16 protein-coding genes are annotated in these 18,624 nt (G+C 61.8%); 1 reads left to right on the top strand and 15 read right to left on the bottom strand.

Annotated features, from left to right (window positions below; genetic code table 11):
* Positions 1 to 99: 99 nt before the first annotated feature.
* The 4 genes from H097_RS00515 to H097_RS00500 all read right to left on the bottom strand — a co-directional run bounded on the left by H097_RS00515 (position 100) and on the right by H097_RS00500 (position 7,661).
* On the bottom strand, positions 100 to 2,325 hold the full coding sequence (locus H097_RS00515; RefSeq protein WP_032856620.1) for a glycoside hydrolase: 2,226 nt from the start codon (positions 2,323 to 2,325) through the stop codon (positions 100 to 102).
* Positions 2,326 to 2,452: 127 nt separating this feature from the next.
* The gene (locus H097_RS00510) at positions 2,453 to 5,494 is read right to left on the bottom strand and encodes an efflux RND transporter permease subunit (RefSeq protein WP_032856563.1); all 3,042 of its coding nucleotides are present in this window, start codon (positions 5,492 to 5,494) and stop codon (positions 2,453 to 2,455) included.
* On the bottom strand, positions 5,491 to 6,561 hold the full coding sequence (locus tag H097_RS00505) for an efflux RND transporter periplasmic adaptor subunit (RefSeq protein WP_032856562.1): 1,071 nt from the start codon (positions 6,559 to 6,561) through the stop codon (positions 5,491 to 5,493). The genes H097_RS00510 and H097_RS00505 overlap by 4 nt, the downstream gene beginning before the upstream one ends.
* Positions 6,558 to 7,661 carry an efflux RND transporter periplasmic adaptor subunit gene (locus H097_RS00500; protein ID WP_032856561.1) on the bottom strand — a complete coding sequence of 368 codons (1,104 nt, stop codon included), beginning with the start codon at positions 7,659 to 7,661 and terminating at the stop codon, positions 6,558 to 6,560. Before H097_RS00500 ends, H097_RS00505 begins: the two co-directional genes overlap by 4 nt.
* A 164-nt stretch (positions 7,662 to 7,825) precedes the next feature.
* Here H097_RS00500 and H097_RS00495 point away from each other — a divergent pair, with 164 nt between their 5' ends.
* A complete protein-coding gene (locus tag H097_RS00495) occupies positions 7,826 to 8,986 on the top strand; it encodes an AAA family ATPase (protein ID WP_032856560.1) in 1,161 nt (386 codons plus the stop codon).
* A 109-nt stretch (positions 8,987 to 9,095) separates the two neighbouring features.
* On the opposite strand, the gene H097_RS00490 is transcribed toward H097_RS00495, so the two are convergent.
* The 11 genes from H097_RS00490 to H097_RS00440 all read right to left on the bottom strand — a co-directional run bounded on the left by H097_RS00490 (position 9,096) and on the right by H097_RS00440 (position 18,488).
* Positions 9,096 to 9,962, bottom strand: a complete 867-nt coding sequence (locus H097_RS00490; protein WP_032856559.1) for a transporter substrate-binding domain-containing protein — start codon at positions 9,960 to 9,962, stop codon at positions 9,096 to 9,098.
* On the bottom strand, positions 9,959 to 10,735 hold the full coding sequence (locus tag H097_RS00485; protein WP_032856558.1) for an amino acid ABC transporter ATP-binding protein: 777 nt from the start codon (positions 10,733 to 10,735) through the stop codon (positions 9,959 to 9,961). Before H097_RS00485 ends, H097_RS00490 begins: the two co-directional genes overlap by 4 nt.
* Positions 10,732 to 11,391 carry an amino acid ABC transporter permease gene (locus H097_RS00480; protein ID WP_032856557.1) on the bottom strand — a complete coding sequence of 220 codons (660 nt, stop codon included), beginning with the start codon at positions 11,389 to 11,391 and terminating at the stop codon, positions 10,732 to 10,734. The genes H097_RS00485 and H097_RS00480 overlap by 4 nt, the downstream gene beginning before the upstream one ends.
* Positions 11,372 to 12,037 (bottom strand): amino acid ABC transporter permease, encoded by a 666-nt coding sequence (locus tag H097_RS00475; protein ID WP_032856556.1) that lies wholly within the window; start codon positions 12,035 to 12,037, stop codon positions 11,372 to 11,374. The genes H097_RS00480 and H097_RS00475 overlap by 20 nt, the downstream gene beginning before the upstream one ends.
* A gap of 572 nt (positions 12,038 to 12,609) precedes the next feature.
* On the bottom strand, positions 12,610 to 13,392 hold the full coding sequence (locus H097_RS00470) for a MetQ/NlpA family ABC transporter substrate-binding protein (protein WP_032856555.1): 783 nt from the start codon (positions 13,390 to 13,392) through the stop codon (positions 12,610 to 12,612).
* Between the two features lie 151 nt (positions 13,393 to 13,543).
* A complete protein-coding gene (locus tag H097_RS00465; RefSeq protein ID WP_032856554.1) occupies positions 13,544 to 14,470 on the bottom strand; it encodes a sigma 54-interacting transcriptional regulator in 927 nt (308 codons plus the stop codon).
* A gap of 51 nt (positions 14,471 to 14,521) precedes the next feature.
* Entirely contained in the window at positions 14,522 to 15,103 is a 582-nt protein-coding gene (locus tag H097_RS00460; protein ID WP_032856553.1) for an alpha/beta hydrolase, read from the bottom strand.
* A 313-nt stretch (positions 15,104 to 15,416) separates the two neighbouring features.
* Positions 15,417 to 15,818: a biopolymer transporter ExbD gene (locus H097_RS00455; protein WP_032856552.1), complete on the bottom strand. Its 402-nt coding sequence runs from the start codon at positions 15,816 to 15,818 to the stop codon at positions 15,417 to 15,419.
* A gap of 1 nt (position 15,819) precedes the next feature.
* Positions 15,820 to 16,545, bottom strand: coding sequence for a MotA/TolQ/ExbB proton channel family protein (locus H097_RS00450; RefSeq protein WP_032856551.1), 726 nt, complete (start codon positions 16,543 to 16,545; stop codon positions 15,820 to 15,822).
* A gap of 42 nt (positions 16,546 to 16,587) precedes the next feature.
* Positions 16,588 to 17,397, bottom strand: a complete 810-nt coding sequence (locus H097_RS00445; protein WP_032856550.1) for an energy transducer TonB — start codon at positions 17,395 to 17,397, stop codon at positions 16,588 to 16,590.
* Between the two features lie 239 nt (positions 17,398 to 17,636).
* Positions 17,637 to 18,488, bottom strand: coding sequence for a LysR substrate-binding domain-containing protein (locus H097_RS00440; protein WP_032856619.1), 852 nt, complete (start codon positions 18,486 to 18,488; stop codon positions 17,637 to 17,639).
* Between the last annotated feature and the right edge of the window lie 136 nt (positions 18,489 to 18,624).

Here is an 18,624-nt window from a genome sequence, read left to right as displayed (position 1 = left end):
TCTGGCGCTTTCGCGAGCAAGCCCGCTCCCACATATTGATTTGTGAACACTCTCAAATGTGTGTGTGCGAGCTTGCCCGCGATGGACTCACAGGCGCCGCTAATCCACTTGATACACCACCGGCTCTGCCCCCACCACCAACGCCGTCACACTGCGCCCCGCATACCCCTCCCTCTGCTCACTCGCAAAATTGGCCACCAACCGCGTGCCATCGGTAAAGGTCGTCTGCTGCAGCAGCCGGTCGCCGCTCAGCCAGCGAAAATCTGTCAGTGCCTGGGTCGCCAGACGCTCATGCAACGGCCGGAAGAACCCATCCTGACGCTGGATCATTGGCAAGCGCTGTTTCAACGTAGCAGCGCTCAAGTGATAGAGCGGCGGTACGTTGTAAAGCAGTTGGGTCAGTTCGCTCTCCACCTGCACATTGCTCAGCTTCAGGCTATCGAACAGCCAGTGATGGGTGGTGATGACCGAGCCATGGAACACCGCCTGATACAGCGGCAGGCGCATCGCCGGGGCAAAGTACACGGTGCGCAGCGGCTCTTTGAGTGGCACGTGCTTGAAGAATACCGCTGGCTGTTCCGGTGGGTACCAGGCCCCCACGTAGTAAGGCGATTGTTTATCCTGGGTCATCTCGCGGTCGCCCCAGCCCATGACCGGCGTCTGCATGCCATGGGCGAACAGCACGCCTCGGGCGGTGGTGGCGTTGCCGTCTTCGGAACCCACCGGCAACTGGAGGTGGTTGGCGATCCAGCGCGCCGCGTCGACATTCCCCTCGGCGTTCTGCGCCTGGGTCATGCCCAGCACTGAGCGATAGCTGTCAAACAGCATGCCGGTGGAGTAGGCATCGAGAAACCAGGCATTGAACCCGGCCTTGGCCTGCACCGCCGCCACCCGTGCTTGCAGCAGCGGGCGCACGCAGCGTGGGTCGGTGTAGTGCCCGGACTTCTGGAAGCCGGTCTTGAGCTGGCCATTCTTCAGCATGATCGCGCAGTCACGGTAGGCACGGCTGCCCAGGTGCGCGGTGGTCCAGTCAGGGTTTTCCGTATCTGCCAGTGCGGTCTCGTAGGAGTCGTAAGGCGCCATCAAGTACCCGGCCTCGACCCCCTTGCGCACTACCTCCGGGTGCCAGAGCCCGCCCTCCCAGCCTTCGCCCAGGGTCAGCAGCAGGCGTTGCAGGCCGCTGTCCTGTAGGGTTTTTATCGTCGCAGCGGACAACGTGCTACCCCAGGTTTCGGGGGTGACACTCAAGGCGCCGGCGAACGCCAGCGCCAGTTGCCGGCGGACAGTGCCATAGCCTTCGGCAAGCGCGTGCATGTCGGGCTCGGTCCTGGCTTGCCAGCCCTGGCGCGCCTTTTTGTTAAGCGCCGCATTGAGTCCTCGCAGCAGCACGGCTTGCTGGTAGCGATCCAGAAACGGCTGGGCGGCTTGCACCACCTGCGCCGCCTCAGCATCCAGCAGGCCATTGAGTTGCGCGCCCAACCCATCCGGTGCGCGCAACAATGCGCGTAACTGCACCCAGTCGCGTACATCGCCAAGGCCAAGCAGGTCATTGCCCCACAGGTACACATGGCTCGCGCCCAACAGTTTTTCACCGGCAGGCAGGCGTTGCAGTTTTTCTGCCAGCGGCTCGTACAGCCCCTGCTCCACCAGCCACTGGCGATAGCGCTTGGCACCGGCCAGCAAGTCGGCCTCGCCCAGGTTCAGGCGCAGGGTCATGGGCGCGGCCGGGTCCAGTGCGGTGAACTCATGGCGCACCGACAACCCCAGGCGCTGCCCCTCGGCCTGCCACTGCAAGCGATTGTTGTACGGGTTGGTCAGCAGCCAGTTGAGGGTAAACGTGCCATGGTCGACGCCCCATAACGGCAGGCTGAGGTCCTGAGTGCTGTTCACATCGCCATATTCAAGCAGGAAGTCTTGCCACAGGCGATTGCCGGCGGGGATGTAATGCCCTTCGGCGAGCGGCCAGATCAAGCCCTTGCCCATGGCGCTGGCCGGTTGTCGGAGGATTTCCAGCTCAGCCGCCTCGCGAGCGGTGACGGTGAGGATCAGGTCGCGCTGATCCAGGGTGGCACTCAGGCGATAGGCCCCGTTATCCCATTGCCAATCGGCCTGTCGGCTGGACTGTTGCAACTGGCTGACCCCATGGGCCGCCACGCCACTGGAGGCCTGCACCGGCTCGCTGCCAGCAGGGGTGACGCGCACGGCCAGGGTCGCCGGGTCGAGTTCGACGCGCCATAGGGCGTTTTCCAACACGGTACCGGCAATCGCCAGGGGCGAGGGCAACAGCATGCAAACCATCAAGGTATGGCGCAGACAACGAGGCATGGCAAAGACCTTCACACAAGTGAAAGCCTGGAGGGTAAAACAATTGGTTACCCGAAAAGCGACCCATTAAGACTTTGAGACGTTTCCCACAGCCCCCACCGCACTGTAGGGCCCGTCTTACCGGTTCCTACGAGGGCTCGCGGATTTTGTACCAGGCCACATACAGCGCCGGCAAAAACAGCAACGTCAGCAAGGTGGCGATGATGATGCCGCCGATCATCGCGTAGGCCATCGGGCCCCAGAACACTTCCCGGGCGATGGGGATCATGCCCAGGCTGGCCGCCGCCGCCGTCAGCAGGATCGGCCGGCGCCGATGCTCGGTGGCCTGCACCACGGCATCCCACGGTGTATAGCCCTCCGACTCGTAGGCATCGATCTGCGTCACCAAAATCACCGAGTTGCGGATGATGATGCCGATCAGCGCCAGGATCCCCAGGATCGCCACAAAGCCCATGGGCGTACCCGTGGGAATCAGCGCCAGCACCACGCCGATCAGCCCCAGCGGAGCGACGCTGGCGACCAGGAACATCTTCTGCACACTGTGCAACTGGATCATCAGGAAGGTCGCCATCAAAAACAGCATCAACGGCACCACGCTGGCAATCGGGCCCTGGGCCTTGCCGCTTTCCTCCACGGTGCCGCCGGTAGCGACCTTGTAGCCCACCGGCAAACCGGCGCTGAACTTCTCGATCTCAGGCTCAAGCTGCTTGACCAAATCGGTCGGCTGCATCTCGTCGCGCACGGCGGCCTTGATGGTGATGGTCGGCTTGCGATCGCGGCGCCATACCAGCGGCTGCTCCAACTCGTAGCGCACGGTGGCAAAGGCCAGCAGTGGGATCGACGTGCCACTCGGCGTGACAATCTGCAGGTTCTGCAAGGTTTCCGGCGTACCGCGCTCAGCGTCTTCGGCACGGCCAACCACGTTGATCAGGTAGATATCATCGTGCACCTGGGTCACAGCCGAGCCGCTGACCACGCTGTTCATCAGTTGCGCCACGTCTTCGGACGACAGCCCGAGCTGGCGCGCCTTGTCCTGGGCGATATCGACCCGCAGCACTTTGCCCGGCTCATTCCAGTCGTAGATGATCTCGCCCAGGTGCGTGTTTTTGTCCAGCAACGTCGCCAGTTCGATGGCGTGTTTGCGCACCTGGTCGATGTCCTTGCCCGATACCCGGTACTGGATCGGGCGCCCAACCGGCGGGCCCATTTCCAGGGGTTGGACAAAACTGCCGACGCCCACGAAGTCATCACGCAGGCGTTTTTGCAGGCGCTCGATCAACGCACCGCGCTCTTCCAGGCCCTTGCTGACAATCACCAGTTGCGCGTAATACGGGTTCTCCAGCTGCTGGTCCAGGGGCAGGTAGAAACGGATTGCACCCTGGCCGATGTAAGTGCTCCAGCGCGCGATATCCGGGTCGTCCTTGATGATCGCTTCAAGCCGGTCCACGGCCTTGCGGGTTTCGTTGATCGAGGCGTTTTGCGGCAGGTTGAGGTCAACGAGGATTTCCGGGCGATCCGACGACGGGAAAAACTGGTTCTGCACAAACTGCATGGAAAACACCGACGCCACGAACAGCAGCACCGTCAGGCCGATCGCCCACCAGCGATTGCGCATGGCCCACAGCATGCCGCCATTGAATGCCCGGCCAATGCGCCCCGGCTCTTCATTGTGCGGTTTGACCTGGCTGCTGAGGATATGCACGCCAATCACCGGCGCAAACAACACGGCCACCACCCACGACACCAGCATCGCCACGGCAATCACCGCAAACAGGGTAAAGGTGTATTCGCCGGCCGAGCTGGCGTTGAGGCCAATCGGCACAAAGCCGGCCACGGTCACCAGGGTGCCGGTAAGCATCGGGAACGCAGTGGAGGTGTAGGCAAAGGTCGCGGCCTGTTCCAGGGTTTCGCCTTTTTCCAGGCGCGTGATCATCATTTCCACGGTGATCATCGCATCATCCACCAGCAAGCCCAGGGCGATAATCAACGCGCCCAGCGACACGCGCTGCATGGTGATGCCGCTGTACTCCATAAATACAAATACCAGCGCCAGCACCAGCGGGATCGAACACGCCACCACCAACCCGGCGCGCAGGCCGAGGCTGATAAAACTCACGACCAGCACGATGATCACTGCCTCGAACAGCGCACTGGTGAAGCCGCCGACCGCTTCTTCCACCACCTCTGCCTGGTCCGACACCTTGTGTACGCCAATGCCCACCGGCAGATCGGCCGTCAGCTCATCCATGCGCTGGTGCAGCGCCTTGCCGAATTCCTGGATGTTGCCGCCCTTCTGCATGGCGATGGCCAGGCCAATGGCTTGCTGGCCGTTGAAACGGAACATCGGCCGCGCCGGGTCGACATAACCCCGGCTGATATCAGCGATATCCGCCAACCGATAGAAACGATCATTGAGCCGCAGATTGACGTCGGCCAGATCCTTTTCCGAGGCGAATTGCCCGGAGGTGCGCACCGAAATCCGCTCCGGCCCGGCCTCGATCACCCCCGCCGGGGTCACCGCGTTCTGCGATTGCAGGCTCTGCACCACTTGGCGCTGGTCAATCCCCAGGGCGGCCAGTTTGCGTGTGGAGAAATTCAGGTAAATCACTTCGTCCTGCTGGCCGATCATCTCGACCTTGCCCAACCCCGGCACCGCACGGATCTCGGCGCGTACCTGCTCGACGTAATCGCGCAACTGGCGCATCGACATGCCATCGGCGGTAAAGGCGTAGACCGAGCCAAACACATCGCCGAACTCGTCGTTGAACGACGGCCCCTGCAAGCCCTGGGGGAAGGTGCCACGGATGTCGTCGATTTTCTTGCGCACCTGGTACCAGATCTCGGGGATCGCCTTGGCGCTGGTGGTGTCCTTGAGGAACACGAAGACCGTGGATTCACCGGGCCGGGTGTAGCTTTTTACATAGTCCAGAGAGTCCAGCTCTTCGAGCTTTTTCTCGATGCGGTCGGTGACCTGCTTGAGGGTTTCTTCCTGGGTCGCGCCCGGCCAGCGGGTCTGGATCACCATGGTCTTGATGGTGAAGGACGGATCTTCTTCACGCCCCAGATTCATGTAGGAAAACACGCCCATCAGCAGCGCGACGAACATCAGGTACCAGACGAAGGACTGATGCTTGAGTGCCCAGTCGGATAAGTTGAAGCTCCCTTTCATCGCGGGCTGTCCTCGTCGGTTTTGACTTTTTGTCCGGGCTTGAGGCTGTTGACGCCGGCGCTGACCACGCGCTCGCCAGGCTGCACCCCGCCGTTGAGCACCACATGGCTGGCATCGCGACTGACCAGGGTCACCTCACGGGGCTGCACGCTCTGTTGTTGTGTATCGATGACCCAGATGCGGGTCTTGCCCTCGACATCCTGCACCGCGCTGGCGGGCAGTTCGATGCGCGGGGCGATGGCCGAGCTCAGGGTCACGCTGATCGCCGTGCCCAAGCGGAACGCCGCAGGCGTCTGGGCCAGGGTCAGGCGCGCACGACGGGTACGGGTTGCGCTTTGCGCCTGGGGCTCGATCTCGCGCACGGTGGCGGTGGTGTTGATGCCGGGGTCCAACTGGCTGGCCACCACAAACACTACGTCGACCGGCAGGCGTTCGGCGAGGCCGGCGGGCAGGTCGATCACCGCCTCCTTGATATCCGGGCGGGCCAGCGTCACCACTTGTTGGCCGGCACTCACCACTTGGCCGGCTTCGGCATTCCAGGCCGTGACGATGCCGCCGTGGTCGGTGCGTAACTCGGCGTAGTTGAGCTGATCCCTGGCCTGGTCCACCGACGCCTTGGCCTGATCGAGGGAGGCCTGGGTGGTTTTCAGGTCGGTCTGGGCAACGTCCAGTTGTGCCTGGGCGCCAACACCACGGTTGAACAACTCCTGCTGGCGGCGCGCATTGGCCTGGGCATTGATAAATTGCGCCTGGATTCGCGCCAGGTCACCCTGGGCGGCGCGCAACTGGTTCTGCTGGTCAGTGGGGTCGAGCACTGCCAACAAGGCGCCTTTTTCGACTTCGGCGCCCACATCGACCGCGCGCCGCGCAATGCGCCCTGGCACCCGGAAGCCCAGGTTGCTTTCATAGCGCGCCTGGATACTGCCGGCAAAGCGCCCGAGGTGGGCCTGGTCTTCGGCTTTCACCTCGACCCAAAGCACCGGGCGCACAGGCTCCGGCGCCGGTTCTTCCTTGGAGCAGGCGCTCAGCAACAGGCTGCCGGCAAGGACCAGCGTCAGGCGCTTCATGGCTGCACGCCCTTGGCCTGGGCCTGATCCGGCGCCTGGGCGATCTCCACCAACATGCCTGGGTGCAGCAATTGCCCACCGGCCACCACGACTTTTTCGCCGCCCTTGAGGCCATCGCTGATGATCACCTTGCCGGTCAGGTAGCGCGCGACAGTGACCTTGTGCAGTTGCGCCTTGCCGTCACCATCCACCAACCAAACGGCGGGCTCGCTGAGATCCTTGGTCAGTGCCGCCCAAGGCAGTTCGATGCTGGCCTTGGCTTGCCCGTTGGCGGTGGCGCTGACCACCGAGCCCAGTTGCATGCCCTTGGGCAAGGCATCCAGGGCGATCTTCACCTGCACCGTGCCGCTGTTGGCCGCAACGGCCGGGGTCACTTCACGCACCCGGCCCACGGCCTTGATGCTCGGGTTATCCAACAGGTTGACGGTGATCGGCGCATCCGGCGGTGGCTCCGCCAGCAGTGATTCGTAGACGTTGAACACCGCGTCGCGCTCGCCGTCACGGGCCAGGCTGAAAATCGGCACGGTGGCCTGCACCACCTGGCCGACTTCGGCCTGGCGCGCGGTAATCACCCCCGGTGCCTCGGCGATCAATGCGGTGTAGCCCAGTTGTTCGCGGGCATTGGCCAGTTGAGCCTGCGCGGCGGCCAGGGCACTTTGACTGCTACGCAGCGCGGCCTGGGCAGCGTCGTATTCGCTGCGGCTGGTGTAACCCTTGGGCAGGAGTTTTTCCTGGCGCACAAAAGCCGCCGCCGTCTGTTTGACCCGCGCCTGTTCCGCCACCACCTGGGCCTGGGCGGAATCGACATTGGTCTGCAAATCCTTGGGATCGAGCCTGGCCAGCACTTGCCGGGCCGTCACGCGGTCGCCGACATCGACCATGCGCTGGATAATCTTGCCACCGACGCGAAATGACAAATCGGTCTGCACCCGCGCCTGGATATCCCCGGTGAGGGTCACCGCCGCCGCAAATTCGGTGGGCTGCACGGTTTGCACAAACACCCTGGAATGGGCCTTGGCTTCAGGTTTTTCCTGGCCACAGCCGCTCAGCAATGCCAGCAGGGCAACGCCACAAATAACGGTTGAAGTGGGACCGCCCATGCAGACTCCTTTTGCGTGATACCGACGTGCCAGTGTGTATGCGACTGTGAGCTTAGTTCAGGGTTCCGCCTTCGCCTATGTGAATTACATGGCGTCGGTTGATCGCCGGCAAGCCGGCTCCTACAGGGTAAGATGGCGGTCTACACAGGCCGGGAACGCCCTTGATGCTGAAAACCTTAGCGGTGGCCAATTACCGCTCGATCAATAAATTGGTGGTACCGCTGGATCGGCTGAACCTGATCACCGGCCCCAATGGCAGCGGCAAATCCAACCTGTACCGCGCCTTGCGCCTGTTGGCGGAAACCGCCCAGGGCGGTGTGATCAATGCCCTGGCCCGCGAAGGTGGACTGGATTCAACCTTCTGGGCCGGCCCAGAAAATATCAGCCGACGCATGCTCAATGGCGAAGTCGCCGTGCAACTGAGCGTACGCAGTGGCGCCAAGCGCCTGCGCCTGGGGTTTGCCGGGGAGGATTTCAGCTACGCGATCTCCCTGGGCTTGCCAGAACCCAGCGCGTCATATTTTTCCCTGGACCCCGAGATCAAGAAAGAATGCATCTGGGCCGGCCATGTCTATCGCCCGGCCAGCCTGTTGGTGCAGCGCTCCGGGCCGATGGTCCGTGCCCGTGCCGGCCGCGCCTGGGATGTACTGGCCCAGCACACGCCCAACTACCACAGCCTGTTTGATCAAGTCGGCAGCCTGCGCGGCTCGCCGGAGGTGCTGATGCTGCGCGAAAGCATTCGCGGCTGGCGCTTTTATGATCACTTTCGCAGCGACGCCGATGCACCCGTGCGCCAACCGCAGTTGGGCACGCACACACCGGTCCTGCATCACGACGGCCGTGACCTGGCGGCGGCGCTGCAGACCATCCGCGAAATCGGCGATCCCGAAGCCTTGCAACAAGCGGTGAGCGATGCGTTTCCCGGCGCGCGTTTGCATATCGAGCCATTGCGCGGCGGACGTTTTGCCATTGAGTTCTATCAGGAAGGCTTGCTGCGCCCACTGTCAGCGGCGGAGCTATCGGACGGCACCTTGCGCTACCTGCTGCTGATCGCCGCGCTGCTGACGCCGCGCCCGCCAACGATGATGGTGCTCAACGAGCCGGAAACCAGCCTGCACCCGGATCTACTGCCGGCCTTGGCGCGCCTGATTATCCAGGCATCCAAGCACTGCCAGGTGTGGGTGGTGTCCCATGCCAGCCGCTTGATCGCAGCGTTGCAGCAGGATGAGGGGTGCAATTCGATTGTGTTGGAGAAGGTGCTAGGGCAGACGCAGATTGTGGGGCAGCGGGTGCTGGATGAGCCGGCTTGGCATTGGCCTCAGTAGGCGGCGCCTGTACTGCCGCCATCGCGGGCAAGCCCGCTCCCACATTTGGAATGCATTCTCCTGTGGGAGCGGGCTTGCCTGCGATAGCGGTGGATCATTCAGCGCAGATTCAACCCTGCCACTTACCGCCTTCAACAATCACACTCTCAGGCTTGGTGTCATCGCTCAGTTCTTTACGCACGTACTGGTCATACAGCTTGAGCAAGAACTTCTCTTCACCCAACTTCGCCAACTCGGCATTCACCCAGTCGCGCAGTTCGATATTGCCCTTCTTCACCGCCGGCGCAATCGGCGCTTCATCGCCCAGTTTTTCTTCCAGCACGCGGTAGCCCGGGTTCTGCTTGGCCCAGCTGAACAGCACTAGGTTGTCCTGGGCATAGGCATCGCCACGCCCGGCCGACAGCGCTTGCAGCGACTCGGAGTTTTTTTCGAACTTGAGCAGTTTCCAGTCCGGGTGGTTCTTGGTCAGCCAGATATCGGCGGTGGTGCCGGTGGTGACGATGGTGGTGCGGGTCGCCAGGTCGTCGAGGCTTTTCACCGTGCTGTCGTTAGGCACCAGGGCCTGGACCGCGACTTTCAGGTTGGGGTTGGTGAATTCCACCGCTTCCTTGCGCTCCGGGGTCACGGTCATGTTGGCGAGGATCAGGTCGACCTTGTCGCTCTGCAGGAACGGGATGCGGCTGGCCGGCTCCACGGCCACGAACTCGACCTTGTTTTCGTCGCCCAGCAGGTCCTTGGCAAACTGGCGGCCGATGTCGGTATCAAAGCCCACATAGCGCCCGGCTTCATCGACAAAGCCAAACGGCGGTTTATCGGTGAACACGCCGACGATCAGCTTGTCGCGGGCCTTGATCTTGTCGATATAGCTCACCGCCGCCGGCGCGGCAGCGGCGGGTTTGGCCGGTTCTTCAGTTTTGTTGCAGCCGGCCAGTAAGGCGAGGCCGAGCAGCGGCAGTAACAACTTGGCAGTTTTCATGACAGCTCCAGTTCCTTGATTTTCTTGGGCAGTGTTGAAACAAAGGAGAACTTCTCCAGGAACTGCTGCGCGCGTGCGGTCTGCGGGTTCGTAAAGAATGCCTCGGGGGTGTTGTGTTCGAGGATGCGGCCGGCCTCCATAAACACCACGCGGTCGGCGACGGCACGGGCGAAGGCCATTTCATGGGTGACGATCAGCAGGGTCATGCCATCGCGCGCCAGGTCCTGGATCACCTCCAGCACTTCCTTGACCATTTCCGGGTCAAGGGCGGCGGTGACTTCATCAAACAGCATGACCTGAGGGTTCATGCACAACGAGCGGACGATGGCGATGCGTTGCTGCTGACCACCAGACAACTGACGCGGGAACGCATCGCGCTTGTCGGCGAGCCCTACCCGCTCCAGCAGTTTTTCCGCCTGCTCACGGGCTTCGCGGAGTTCGCGTTTTTGCACTTTCAGCGGGCCCAGCAGGATGTTGTCGAGCACGCTCATATGGGGAAACAGGTGATAACTCTGGAACACCATGCCCACATCCTGGCGCACCTGGCGCCAGTCGGTGTGTTTATCCAGCAGCTCTTTGCCGGCAAACCGCAGGCTGCCGCTGTGGGCCACTTCCAGGCCATTGAGGCAGCGCAGCAAGGTGCTTTTACCGCAGCCGCTGGGGCCGAGGATTACCACCACTTCACCGCTTTGCACGCTCAGGTCGATGCCGTTGAGCACCTGCTGTTCGCCAAAGAACTTGTTGAAACCCTGGAACTCGATCAATGCGCTCATGCTTGGGCCCAGCGCCGTTCCAGCACCTTGGAGGCGGCTGACAACGGGTAGCAGATAAAGAAGAAAAACAGGAACAGCGCGCCGTAGATCAACACCGACTCATAGGTGCGCTCGATGATTTGCTGGCCGACCTTGATCACGTCCACCACGCCGATCAGCACTGCCAGGGAACTGGTCTTGATGATCCGCGTGTAGACGTTGATGGTCGGCGGCGTCATGCGCTTGAGCGCCTGGGGCAACAGCACGTAGCCGTAGAGCTGCGGCGCCGACAAGCCAATCGACAGGCCCGCCTCCCGCTGCCCGCGCGGCAGCGAATGCAAGGCGCCGCGCACCACTTCACCCACTTCACTGGCGCCCCACAGCGACAGCACCAGCACCGCGCACCAGAAACTGGGGATGCTCAGGCCGGTGAAAATCGGCAGGCCAAAGAACAGCAGATACAGCCACACCAGCACCGGAATCGCGCGGAACAACTCCAGGTAAATACGCAGCAGCAGGTTGATCGCGCGCACATTCAAGGTGCACAGCACCCCATACAACACCCCGCCAACCGTGCTGAAGGCGATGCTCAAAAAGGAAATCGACAGGGTTTGCGCGGCCCCCTTGCCCAGTTGCGGCAACGACACCCACAACAACTCAAGACCCGAACTGGCCATGCTGGAGCCTCCTTTCCAGGCGGCTGAGCAACAGCGACAGCGGCAAGAACAACAGCACGCAAATCAGCGTGAGCACGGCGAGCATTTCGTAAGTCTTGTAGTAGAGGGCGATGTAGCTTTTGGTGGTGTAGAGAATCTCCGGCACTGCCACTGCCGAGACCACCGTGGTCTCCTTGAGCAGGAAAATGAAATTGGCAAACAGCGCCGGCAGGCTGAGGATCCCGGCCTGGGGCAGGATCACATGGCGCAGCAGTTGCCAGTCGGACAGACCGATGGACTTGCCCGACTCGATCTGCGCCAGCGGCACCGCTTCCACCCCGGCACGCAGCACTTCAGTGAGGTAGGCACCGCCGAGGAAGGTCATGGTGATGATCGCCGCCCAGAACCCGGAGATATTGAAGCCCAGGGCCGGCAGGGCGAAGTACACGAAGAACAGCTGGATCAGCAGCGGCGTGTTACGCGCCAACTCCACGTACAGCGCCACCAGGCGCGACAGGTACGGGGTGCGAAACACCAGCAAGGCCGAGTTGATCAGCGCCACCAGCAGCGAGGTGGCAATGGCGATCAAACCCACTTGCAAGGTCACCCCCACGGCCTTGAGAAACGCCGGCAGGGTGCTGAGGATAAAGGCGTAATCGAAGGTCATTTCTAGTCCTGGGCGCCGCAGGGGTAATGCGGCGTAAACGCAGTCCGCGTTCGACGTGGGTAACGTCGCGAAGTGCTGACTTTAAAGGTATAAAAAATAAAATTTAAATACCGAAATAGCATATTGATATCACCCAAAAAACTAACCTGTGGGTTCGCCGGGTTGGCAGATGACAGCTATGGTTCTGGGGCGTGTAGGAAGGGTCTATTTTTCAGCGCTGAACGACAGGGATGGACAGCGCATGGCCAGACTGAGGGCCATTTAACCAGCGAGGGAATGACAGATGAGCGAGGCGAAACCGATTGATCCGCAGGAATTGGTGAAGTGGTTGGTGGCGTTGCGCCGGGCGATCAACAGCCGGGATTAACAGGCATAACACCCACCCATGTGGGAGCGGGCTTGTGTGGGAGCCGGGCTTGCCCGCGATAGCATCACCTCTGTGTCACTGACACACCGAGGTGCCTGCATCGCGGGCAAGCCCAGCTCCCACAATTTTGACCATCATTGCCCAATAAAAAACGCCAACGCTATATCAGCCGTCGGCGTTCAAACCTTGAAGGGGGTTTGCTCAATCAGAACGCCGGCACCACCGCGCCTTTGTACTTCTGCTCGATGAAGGCTTTGACTTCAGGGCTGGTCAGGGCCTTGGACAGTTTCTGGATGGCGGCACTGTCCTTGTTGTCTGGACGGGCTACCAGGAAGTTCACGTACGGCGAATCGGACGATTCAATGATCAGCGCATCCTTGGCCGGGTTCAGGCCGGCTTCCAGGGCGTAGTTGGTGTTGATCATGTCCAGGTCAACCTGGTCCAGGACACGCGGCAGCAGGGCCGACTCCAGCTCCTTGAACTTCAGGTTCTTCGGGTTGCTGGCGATGTCTTTTGGCGTGGACAGGGCATTGGTCGGGTCTTTGAGGGTGATCACACCGGCCTTCTGCAGCAGCAACAGGGCACGACCGCTATTGGAGCCTTCGTTGGGAATGGCAACAGTGGCACCATCTTTCAGGTCTTCGATTTTCTTGATCTTTTTCGAGTAGCCGCCGAACGGTTCAACGTGCACGCCAACCACGGTGACCAGGTTGGTGCCTTTACCCTTGTTGAAGTTCTGCAGGTACGGCAGGGTCTGGAAGTAGTTGGCGTCCAGGCGCTTCTCGGCCACTTGCACGTTCGGCTGCACGTAGTCGGTGAAGACCTTGATTTCCAGGTCCACGCCTTCTTTGGCCAGGGTCGGCTTGATCAGCTCAAGGATCTCGGCGTGCGGCACCGGCGTGGCCGCGATCACCAGTTTTTCGTTGGCTTGAGCGATACCGGCAGTCAGGGCAGCCGCCAGTGCGGTGAACAACAGAACCTTTTTCATGCAGTGTCCTTAATCGAAAATCCGGGACGTCGGTGACGGCCACTTCTTATAGGGGAGTGCCAGCGATGTGCTATCGCGGCGTGAAAGTGACAATACCGATATTTTTTATTCCCGAACAATACCTTTTATTCACGTTGATATTCCATTTTGTTCATACAGAGCCTAAGCCTTGAAACAGACGCGTCAACGCTATGCGCTCGACTTCGCTGCCGCTGCTCAGGATCTGGCGCACCTGCTGCTCAATCTGTACCACCGAGGCCACCGGCAGGTTCAAATGCTCCGGCAAGATCTCATCGCCACTGCTGACCAGCAGCGCAAAGTGGATCACGTTCTCCAGTTCCCGGGTATTGCCCGGCCAGCTGTGCTGCTCCAGCACCTGCTGCGCGGCCTCGCTGATCAACGGCACCGGCAAGTCCAGGCGCTGGCTGTAGATGCCCAGGAAGTACTCGGCCAACGACAGGATGTCACCCACCCGCTCGCGCAGCGCCGGCAGTTCCAGTTGGCCTTCGCTGAGGTAATGGAACAGGCGCTCATGGAATTTTCCGACCGCCACGGCCTGGGCCAGGTCGATGCTGGTGGCGGCAACCAGACGCACATCCACCGGGCTCGGTTGATGGGCGCCGACGCGGGTGACTTCGTGGTTTTCCAGGGCGGCGAGCAGCTTGATCTGGATCGGCAACGGCAAGTCGCCGATCTCATCGAGGTACAAGGTGCCGCCGTTGGCCGAGCCGAACCAGCCAGCCCGGCTGCTGGCGGCGCCGTTGTGGCTGCCGGCGGCATAGCCAAACAATTCGGCATCGGCGTAGGTAGGGCTGATCGCGCCGCAGTTGACCGAAACAAACAGGCCGCTGCGGTCACTGCCGCGATGGATATGGCGCGCCAGCAATTCCTTGCCGCTACCGGTTTCGCCACGAATCAACACCGGCAAGGCACGCGGGGCCAGGCTTTCGAGGTCTTCGCGCAGTTGCCTTGATCGGGGGTCGACAAACACCAGCGCCTTGGCGCGAATGCTCAGGGGGCTTTTTTCAGCGTCGGGGAAGGTCAGCAATGGCTGGCCAAAGGTTTCATGCAGGCTCATGGCAGGCTCCCGCCCCAATTCCACTCATAGGGACGGGGCGTTGAAAAGATATTAGGCGCGGCGCCGGGAGTGATGCTCCAGACGGTTTTGCAGACGATAGAGGTAGGCGAAACCCTGCTCCCAGCGCTGGTGGCCGGACTTCACGTTGATATGCCCGGCGCCTGCGAGAATCCCGGCTTCCGCCCCCCAGTTACGCGCCAGTTCCAGGGCCCGAGGGGCGCTGACTGCACTGTCGTTGTCGGAGCTGACGACCTGGCTGGGAAACGGCAACAGGTCACGGGGAATCGGTGCAAAGTTGCGCAATGCCGGCGCACATGCGGGGCGCTCGACATCCGCCGGGGCCACCAGCAAGGCACCGCGCACCTGGCGCAGGAACTGCAACGGCGCGCTGGCCGCCCAGTGCGCCACGGTGATGCAACCCAGGCTATGGGCGATAAGGATCACCGGAGTGCTGTCGGCCGCAATGGCTTCGGCCAAGGCCGCCACCCAATCTTCGCGGCGTGGGGTCAGCCAGTCGGCCTGCTCCACGCGAGCGCTGTTGGGCAGGCTGTTCTGCCAATGGGTTTGCCAATGATCTTCTGGCGATCCTTGCCAGCCCGGCACGATCAGGTAACGGATCAACTCGCTGTGCATGGGTGTGCCCTCCTGCAGCGTTTAACGTTGCTGACCAGTATAGGGATGGGGCATATATTCGTTAAGGAATAAGAAGCTATTTATTAATAACCAAAAACACAGCCACATCGATCAAATAATGTGGGGGCGGGCTTGCTCGCGAAAGCAGTGGGTCAGGCAACATCAATGCTTGCTGGGCCGACGTCTTCGCGAGCAAGCCCGCTCCCACATGAGCTCACTCCCATAATTTTTTGTGCCGTAACTTAAATCCCAGGCAAAAAAAAGGCCGCACCCTGCCAAGGAGACGGCCAAAAAATTGTCGAGGCTTTTGACACTAACGCGCAGTAATCACCGACAGCTTGGTAATCCCCGCTCGCTCAATCGACGCCATGGCCCGAGCCACTTCGCCATAATTCACACCATCGTCAGCCTGCAGCTGTACCCGCACCTGCGGGTCCTTCGCCTTGGCGGCCTGCAGGTTGAATTCCAGCAGGTCCGGCTGGATTTCATCCTTGTTGATAAACACTTTGCCGGCGCCGTCGATGCTCACCACCAGCGGATCTTTCTGCTCCACCGGGGCCACGGCTTCGGTCTTGGGCAGGTTGATCGGGATCGCATTGGTCAGCAGTGGGGCGGTGACGATAAACACCACCAGCAGTACCAGCATCACATCCACCAGGGGCGTGACGTTGATCTCACTCAGTACCTCGTCGCTGTCTTGGGTGGAGAAGGCCATATCAGGACGCCTCCTTCACTTTTTGCGCGCTGCCCTGGGCGGTGTTTTTGTGCAGCGCCGGGTGGACCAGCACGCGGAACGCATTTTTCTGCGCCAGGCTGTAGAAGTCATGGGCGAAGTCATCCAGGTCGGCAGCGGTCAGCTTCAGGCGACGCAGGAAGTAGTTGTAGACCAGCACTGCCGGCACGGCGACGGCGATCCCCACACCAGTCGCGACCAACGCCGCGCCAATCGGACCGGCCACGGTTTCGAGGCTGGCGGAGCCGGCGGCGCTGATGCCTTTCAACGCTTCCATGATCCCCCACACCGTGCCGAACAGACCAATAAACGGCGAAGTACTGCCGATGCTCGCGACCACCGCCAGGCCGGTTTCCAGGGAGCGCCGTTCACGCACGATCTGCTGGCGCAGGGCACGTTCCAGGCGGTCCTGATGGTTGATCGCCTGGCTCAAGTCTGCGGCGTGCGGTGCATCGCCCACCTGGATCGCGGCGTAACCGGCCTGGGCCACACGAGCGGCAGCGCCGGGGTGGGTTTCGCTCAGCTCGGCGGCCGAATCCAGGCTCGACGCCGCCCAGAACTGTTTGTGGAACTTGCGATCCTGAGCCTTGAGGCGGCCGAACTGCACGCCCTTGAGCAGGGCCAGGCCCCAGGTGGCGACGGAAAAAACCACCAGCAGCCAGATCACCGCGCTTTCGATGGATTCAAGTGGAGATGCCAGTAACGTCATGATGTGGTCCTCGGTGTAAGCGATAAAGTGTCGAGCACAGGCTCAATGAATCTTGAAATCGATGGGCACGCTGACCCAGCCGTCTTGCGCCACGTCGCCCTGCTTGGCCGGGACGAAGCTCCAGCGCTTCACGGCGGTCAGTGCGGCGTCGTCGAGTTGCTGGCGACCGCTGCTCTTGTGCACCTGGATTTCACCGGGCTTGCCGCTGGCCAATACATGCACCCGCAGCAACACCGTGCCTTCCCAACCACGGCGCTGGGCCAGTGAGGGATACTCGGGCGCCGGGTTCTTCAGGTACGCGGCGTTGGCCGAAGCTGGGGTTACCGGCGCGGGCGCAGGGGGTGCCGGCTTGGGTGCGGGCGGTGCAGGCACAGGCGGCGCAGGCGGCGCAGGTGGCTGTTCGACCGGCTTGGGTTCGGGCTTGGGCACCGGTTTGGGCTTGGGCTTGGGCTTTGGAATCGGCTTGGGTGGCGCCGGCTTGGCCGCCAACTCATCCACCACAGGTGGCGGTGGTTCCACGACCGCAGGCGGCGGTACAGGCGGTGGCGGCTCCACCACCGGCGGCGCCGGCTGGGAAAACTCGATGGTCATCGGTGGAATTTCCGGCGGCACAATCGGCAGCACCGGCAGCGGTTTCTGGCTGACCCAATAGATCACCGCGCCATGCAGCGCCAGCGCCAGCAGGCCCAACAAAATGCCTTCACGCCGGCTCAAGATCCCCTTGGGGGTTTTCTGCAAACGCAACTGCCCCAAGGGCGCGCGGTGCGGCCGGCCAAGGTCGACCAACTCACCACTCGGTGCCTGGCGCCACTGCGCCTCATGTGCACTGGCGGCGGTCTGGACATTGCCCATTGATTAACTCCCTGCTTTCTTCAGCGAAAAAACCGACGGGCCTGCGGGGCAACCGTCGAGAGCTGAATCATCGGGGGCAGACGCTTATCTCTTAAAGTAATCTTTAAAGTTATACATAGACCAAACGGGAATATGAAAAATCATCGGATCCGCTAAAGCCACGCCCCACGTGGCCTGGCGGCGAGAGGCAAAATCATGATGCTTTGCAGGCATGCAAAATATTCCTCAAGGGCATGGCCTCAGCGCGGGTTGGCCTCGCATAAATCCCACAATTGACGCTGCAGGCTCTGCCCCGCCGCCCCCATCCCATTGCGCCCATACAGCGCCAGCCGCACGCCCTGTACTGCGGGTAAACCGCTGTCGGCGCCGAGCACCACATGCCCGGCCTGCACCACCCGCTCCGGCAACAGGCTGATGCCCAACCCCGCCGCCACCGCCGAACACACACTGGCCAGGCTCGCACTGGAATAGCCAATGCGCCAACGCCAGCCACCCACCTCCAGGTGCTGGAGCATTTCATTGCGGTACAGGCCGCCCACCGGGAACGCCACCAACGGCAATGGGTCGCGGCCCAGGGCTGGCATGCGGCGGCTGTCGACCCAGCACAATGGCTCCGGCCAGGCGGCCAGGCAGTCGTCGCTGTCGCCCATCTGCTTGACCAGCAACACATCGAACTCACCGCCGCGATACTGGCGCAGCAGCGCCGGCCCCAGGCCGCTGGTGACCTCCAGGCGCACCCGTGGATAGGCCACGACAAACGCCGAAAGCAACGGCATCAAGCGCTCGGCGGCGAAGTCTTCAGGCACGCCCAGGCGCAGCACGCCATCGCTCTGCTGGTTGATCAGCACGTCGGCGGCTTCTTCATTGAGCGCCAGGATGCGCCGCGCATAGGCCAGCAAGCGCTCACCCTCGACCGTCGCCACCACCCGGCGCTGGTCGCGGTCAAGCAACTGGCATCCGGTGCTGTCTTCCAGACGGCGGATCTGCTGGCTGACCGTGGATTGAGTCAGGTGCAACCGCTCGGCCGCACGAGTGAAGTTCGCGCAATCGACGACGGCGATAAAACTGCGCAACAGCACGGGATCGAACATGGGCATCACCATCGCATTAGCCACTGGTTGGCATGGTTATATTTAATTTCAGAATACCCCAGCCGGTGGCCATACTTCCTGCTCATTGCACTGAAACGAGGTTCTCATGGCATGGCGTATTCCTTTCAAAACGGCC

The organism is Pseudomonas sp. FH4 (genome assembly GCF_000510915.2).
Classification (GTDB): Bacteria; Pseudomonadota; Gammaproteobacteria; order Pseudomonadales; family Pseudomonadaceae; genus Aquipseudomonas; species Aquipseudomonas brenneri.
The sequence above is the reverse complement of the archived record's forward strand: the minus strand, read 5'-3'. Positions and strand labels throughout refer to the sequence as shown.

Coding starts and splice junctions, on each gene's coding strand:
- H097_RS00495 (WP_032856560.1), top strand. CDS start 7,826: ATGCTGAAAACCTTAGCGGTGGCCAATTACCGCTCGATCAATAAATTG.
- H097_RS00515 (WP_032856620.1), bottom strand. CDS start 2,325: ATGCCTCGTTGTCTGCGCCATACCTTGATGGTTTGCATGCTGTTGCCC.
- H097_RS00485 (WP_032856558.1), bottom strand. CDS start 10,735: ATGAGCGCATTGATCGAGTTCCAGGGTTTCAACAAGTTCTTTGGCGAA.
- H097_RS00440 (WP_032856619.1), bottom strand. CDS start 18,488: ATGTTCGATCCCGTGCTGTTGCGCAGTTTTATCGCCGTCGTCGATTGC.
- H097_RS00470 (WP_032856555.1), bottom strand. CDS start 13,392: ATGAAAAAGGTTCTGTTGTTCACCGCACTGGCGGCTGCCCTGACTGCC.
- H097_RS00450 (WP_032856551.1), bottom strand. CDS start 16,545: ATGACGTTACTGGCATCTCCACTTGAATCCATCGAAAGCGCGGTGATC.
- H097_RS00455 (WP_032856552.1), bottom strand. CDS start 15,818: ATGGCCTTCTCCACCCAAGACAGCGACGAGGTACTGAGTGAGATCAAC.
- H097_RS00490 (WP_032856559.1), bottom strand. CDS start 9,962: ATGAAAACTGCCAAGTTGTTACTGCCGCTGCTCGGCCTCGCCTTACTG.
- H097_RS00460 (WP_032856553.1), bottom strand. CDS start 15,103: ATGCACAGCGAGTTGATCCGTTACCTGATCGTGCCGGGCTGGCAAGGA.
- H097_RS00475 (WP_032856556.1), bottom strand. CDS start 12,037: ATGACCTTCGATTACGCCTTTATCCTCAGCACCCTGCCGGCGTTTCTC.
- H097_RS00445 (WP_032856550.1), bottom strand. CDS start 17,397: ATGGGCAATGTCCAGACCGCCGCCAGTGCACATGAGGCGCAGTGGCGC.
- H097_RS00510 (WP_032856563.1), bottom strand. CDS start 5,494: ATGAAAGGGAGCTTCAACTTATCCGACTGGGCACTCAAGCATCAGTCC.
- H097_RS00480 (WP_032856557.1), bottom strand. CDS start 11,391: ATGGCCAGTTCGGGTCTTGAGTTGTTGTGGGTGTCGTTGCCGCAACTG.
- H097_RS00505 (WP_032856562.1), bottom strand. CDS start 6,561: ATGAAGCGCCTGACGCTGGTCCTTGCCGGCAGCCTGTTGCTGAGCGCC.
- H097_RS00465 (WP_032856554.1), bottom strand. CDS start 14,470: ATGAGCCTGCATGAAACCTTTGGCCAGCCATTGCTGACCTTCCCCGAC.
- H097_RS00500 (WP_032856561.1), bottom strand. CDS start 7,661: ATGGGCGGTCCCACTTCAACCGTTATTTGTGGCGTTGCCCTGCTGGCA.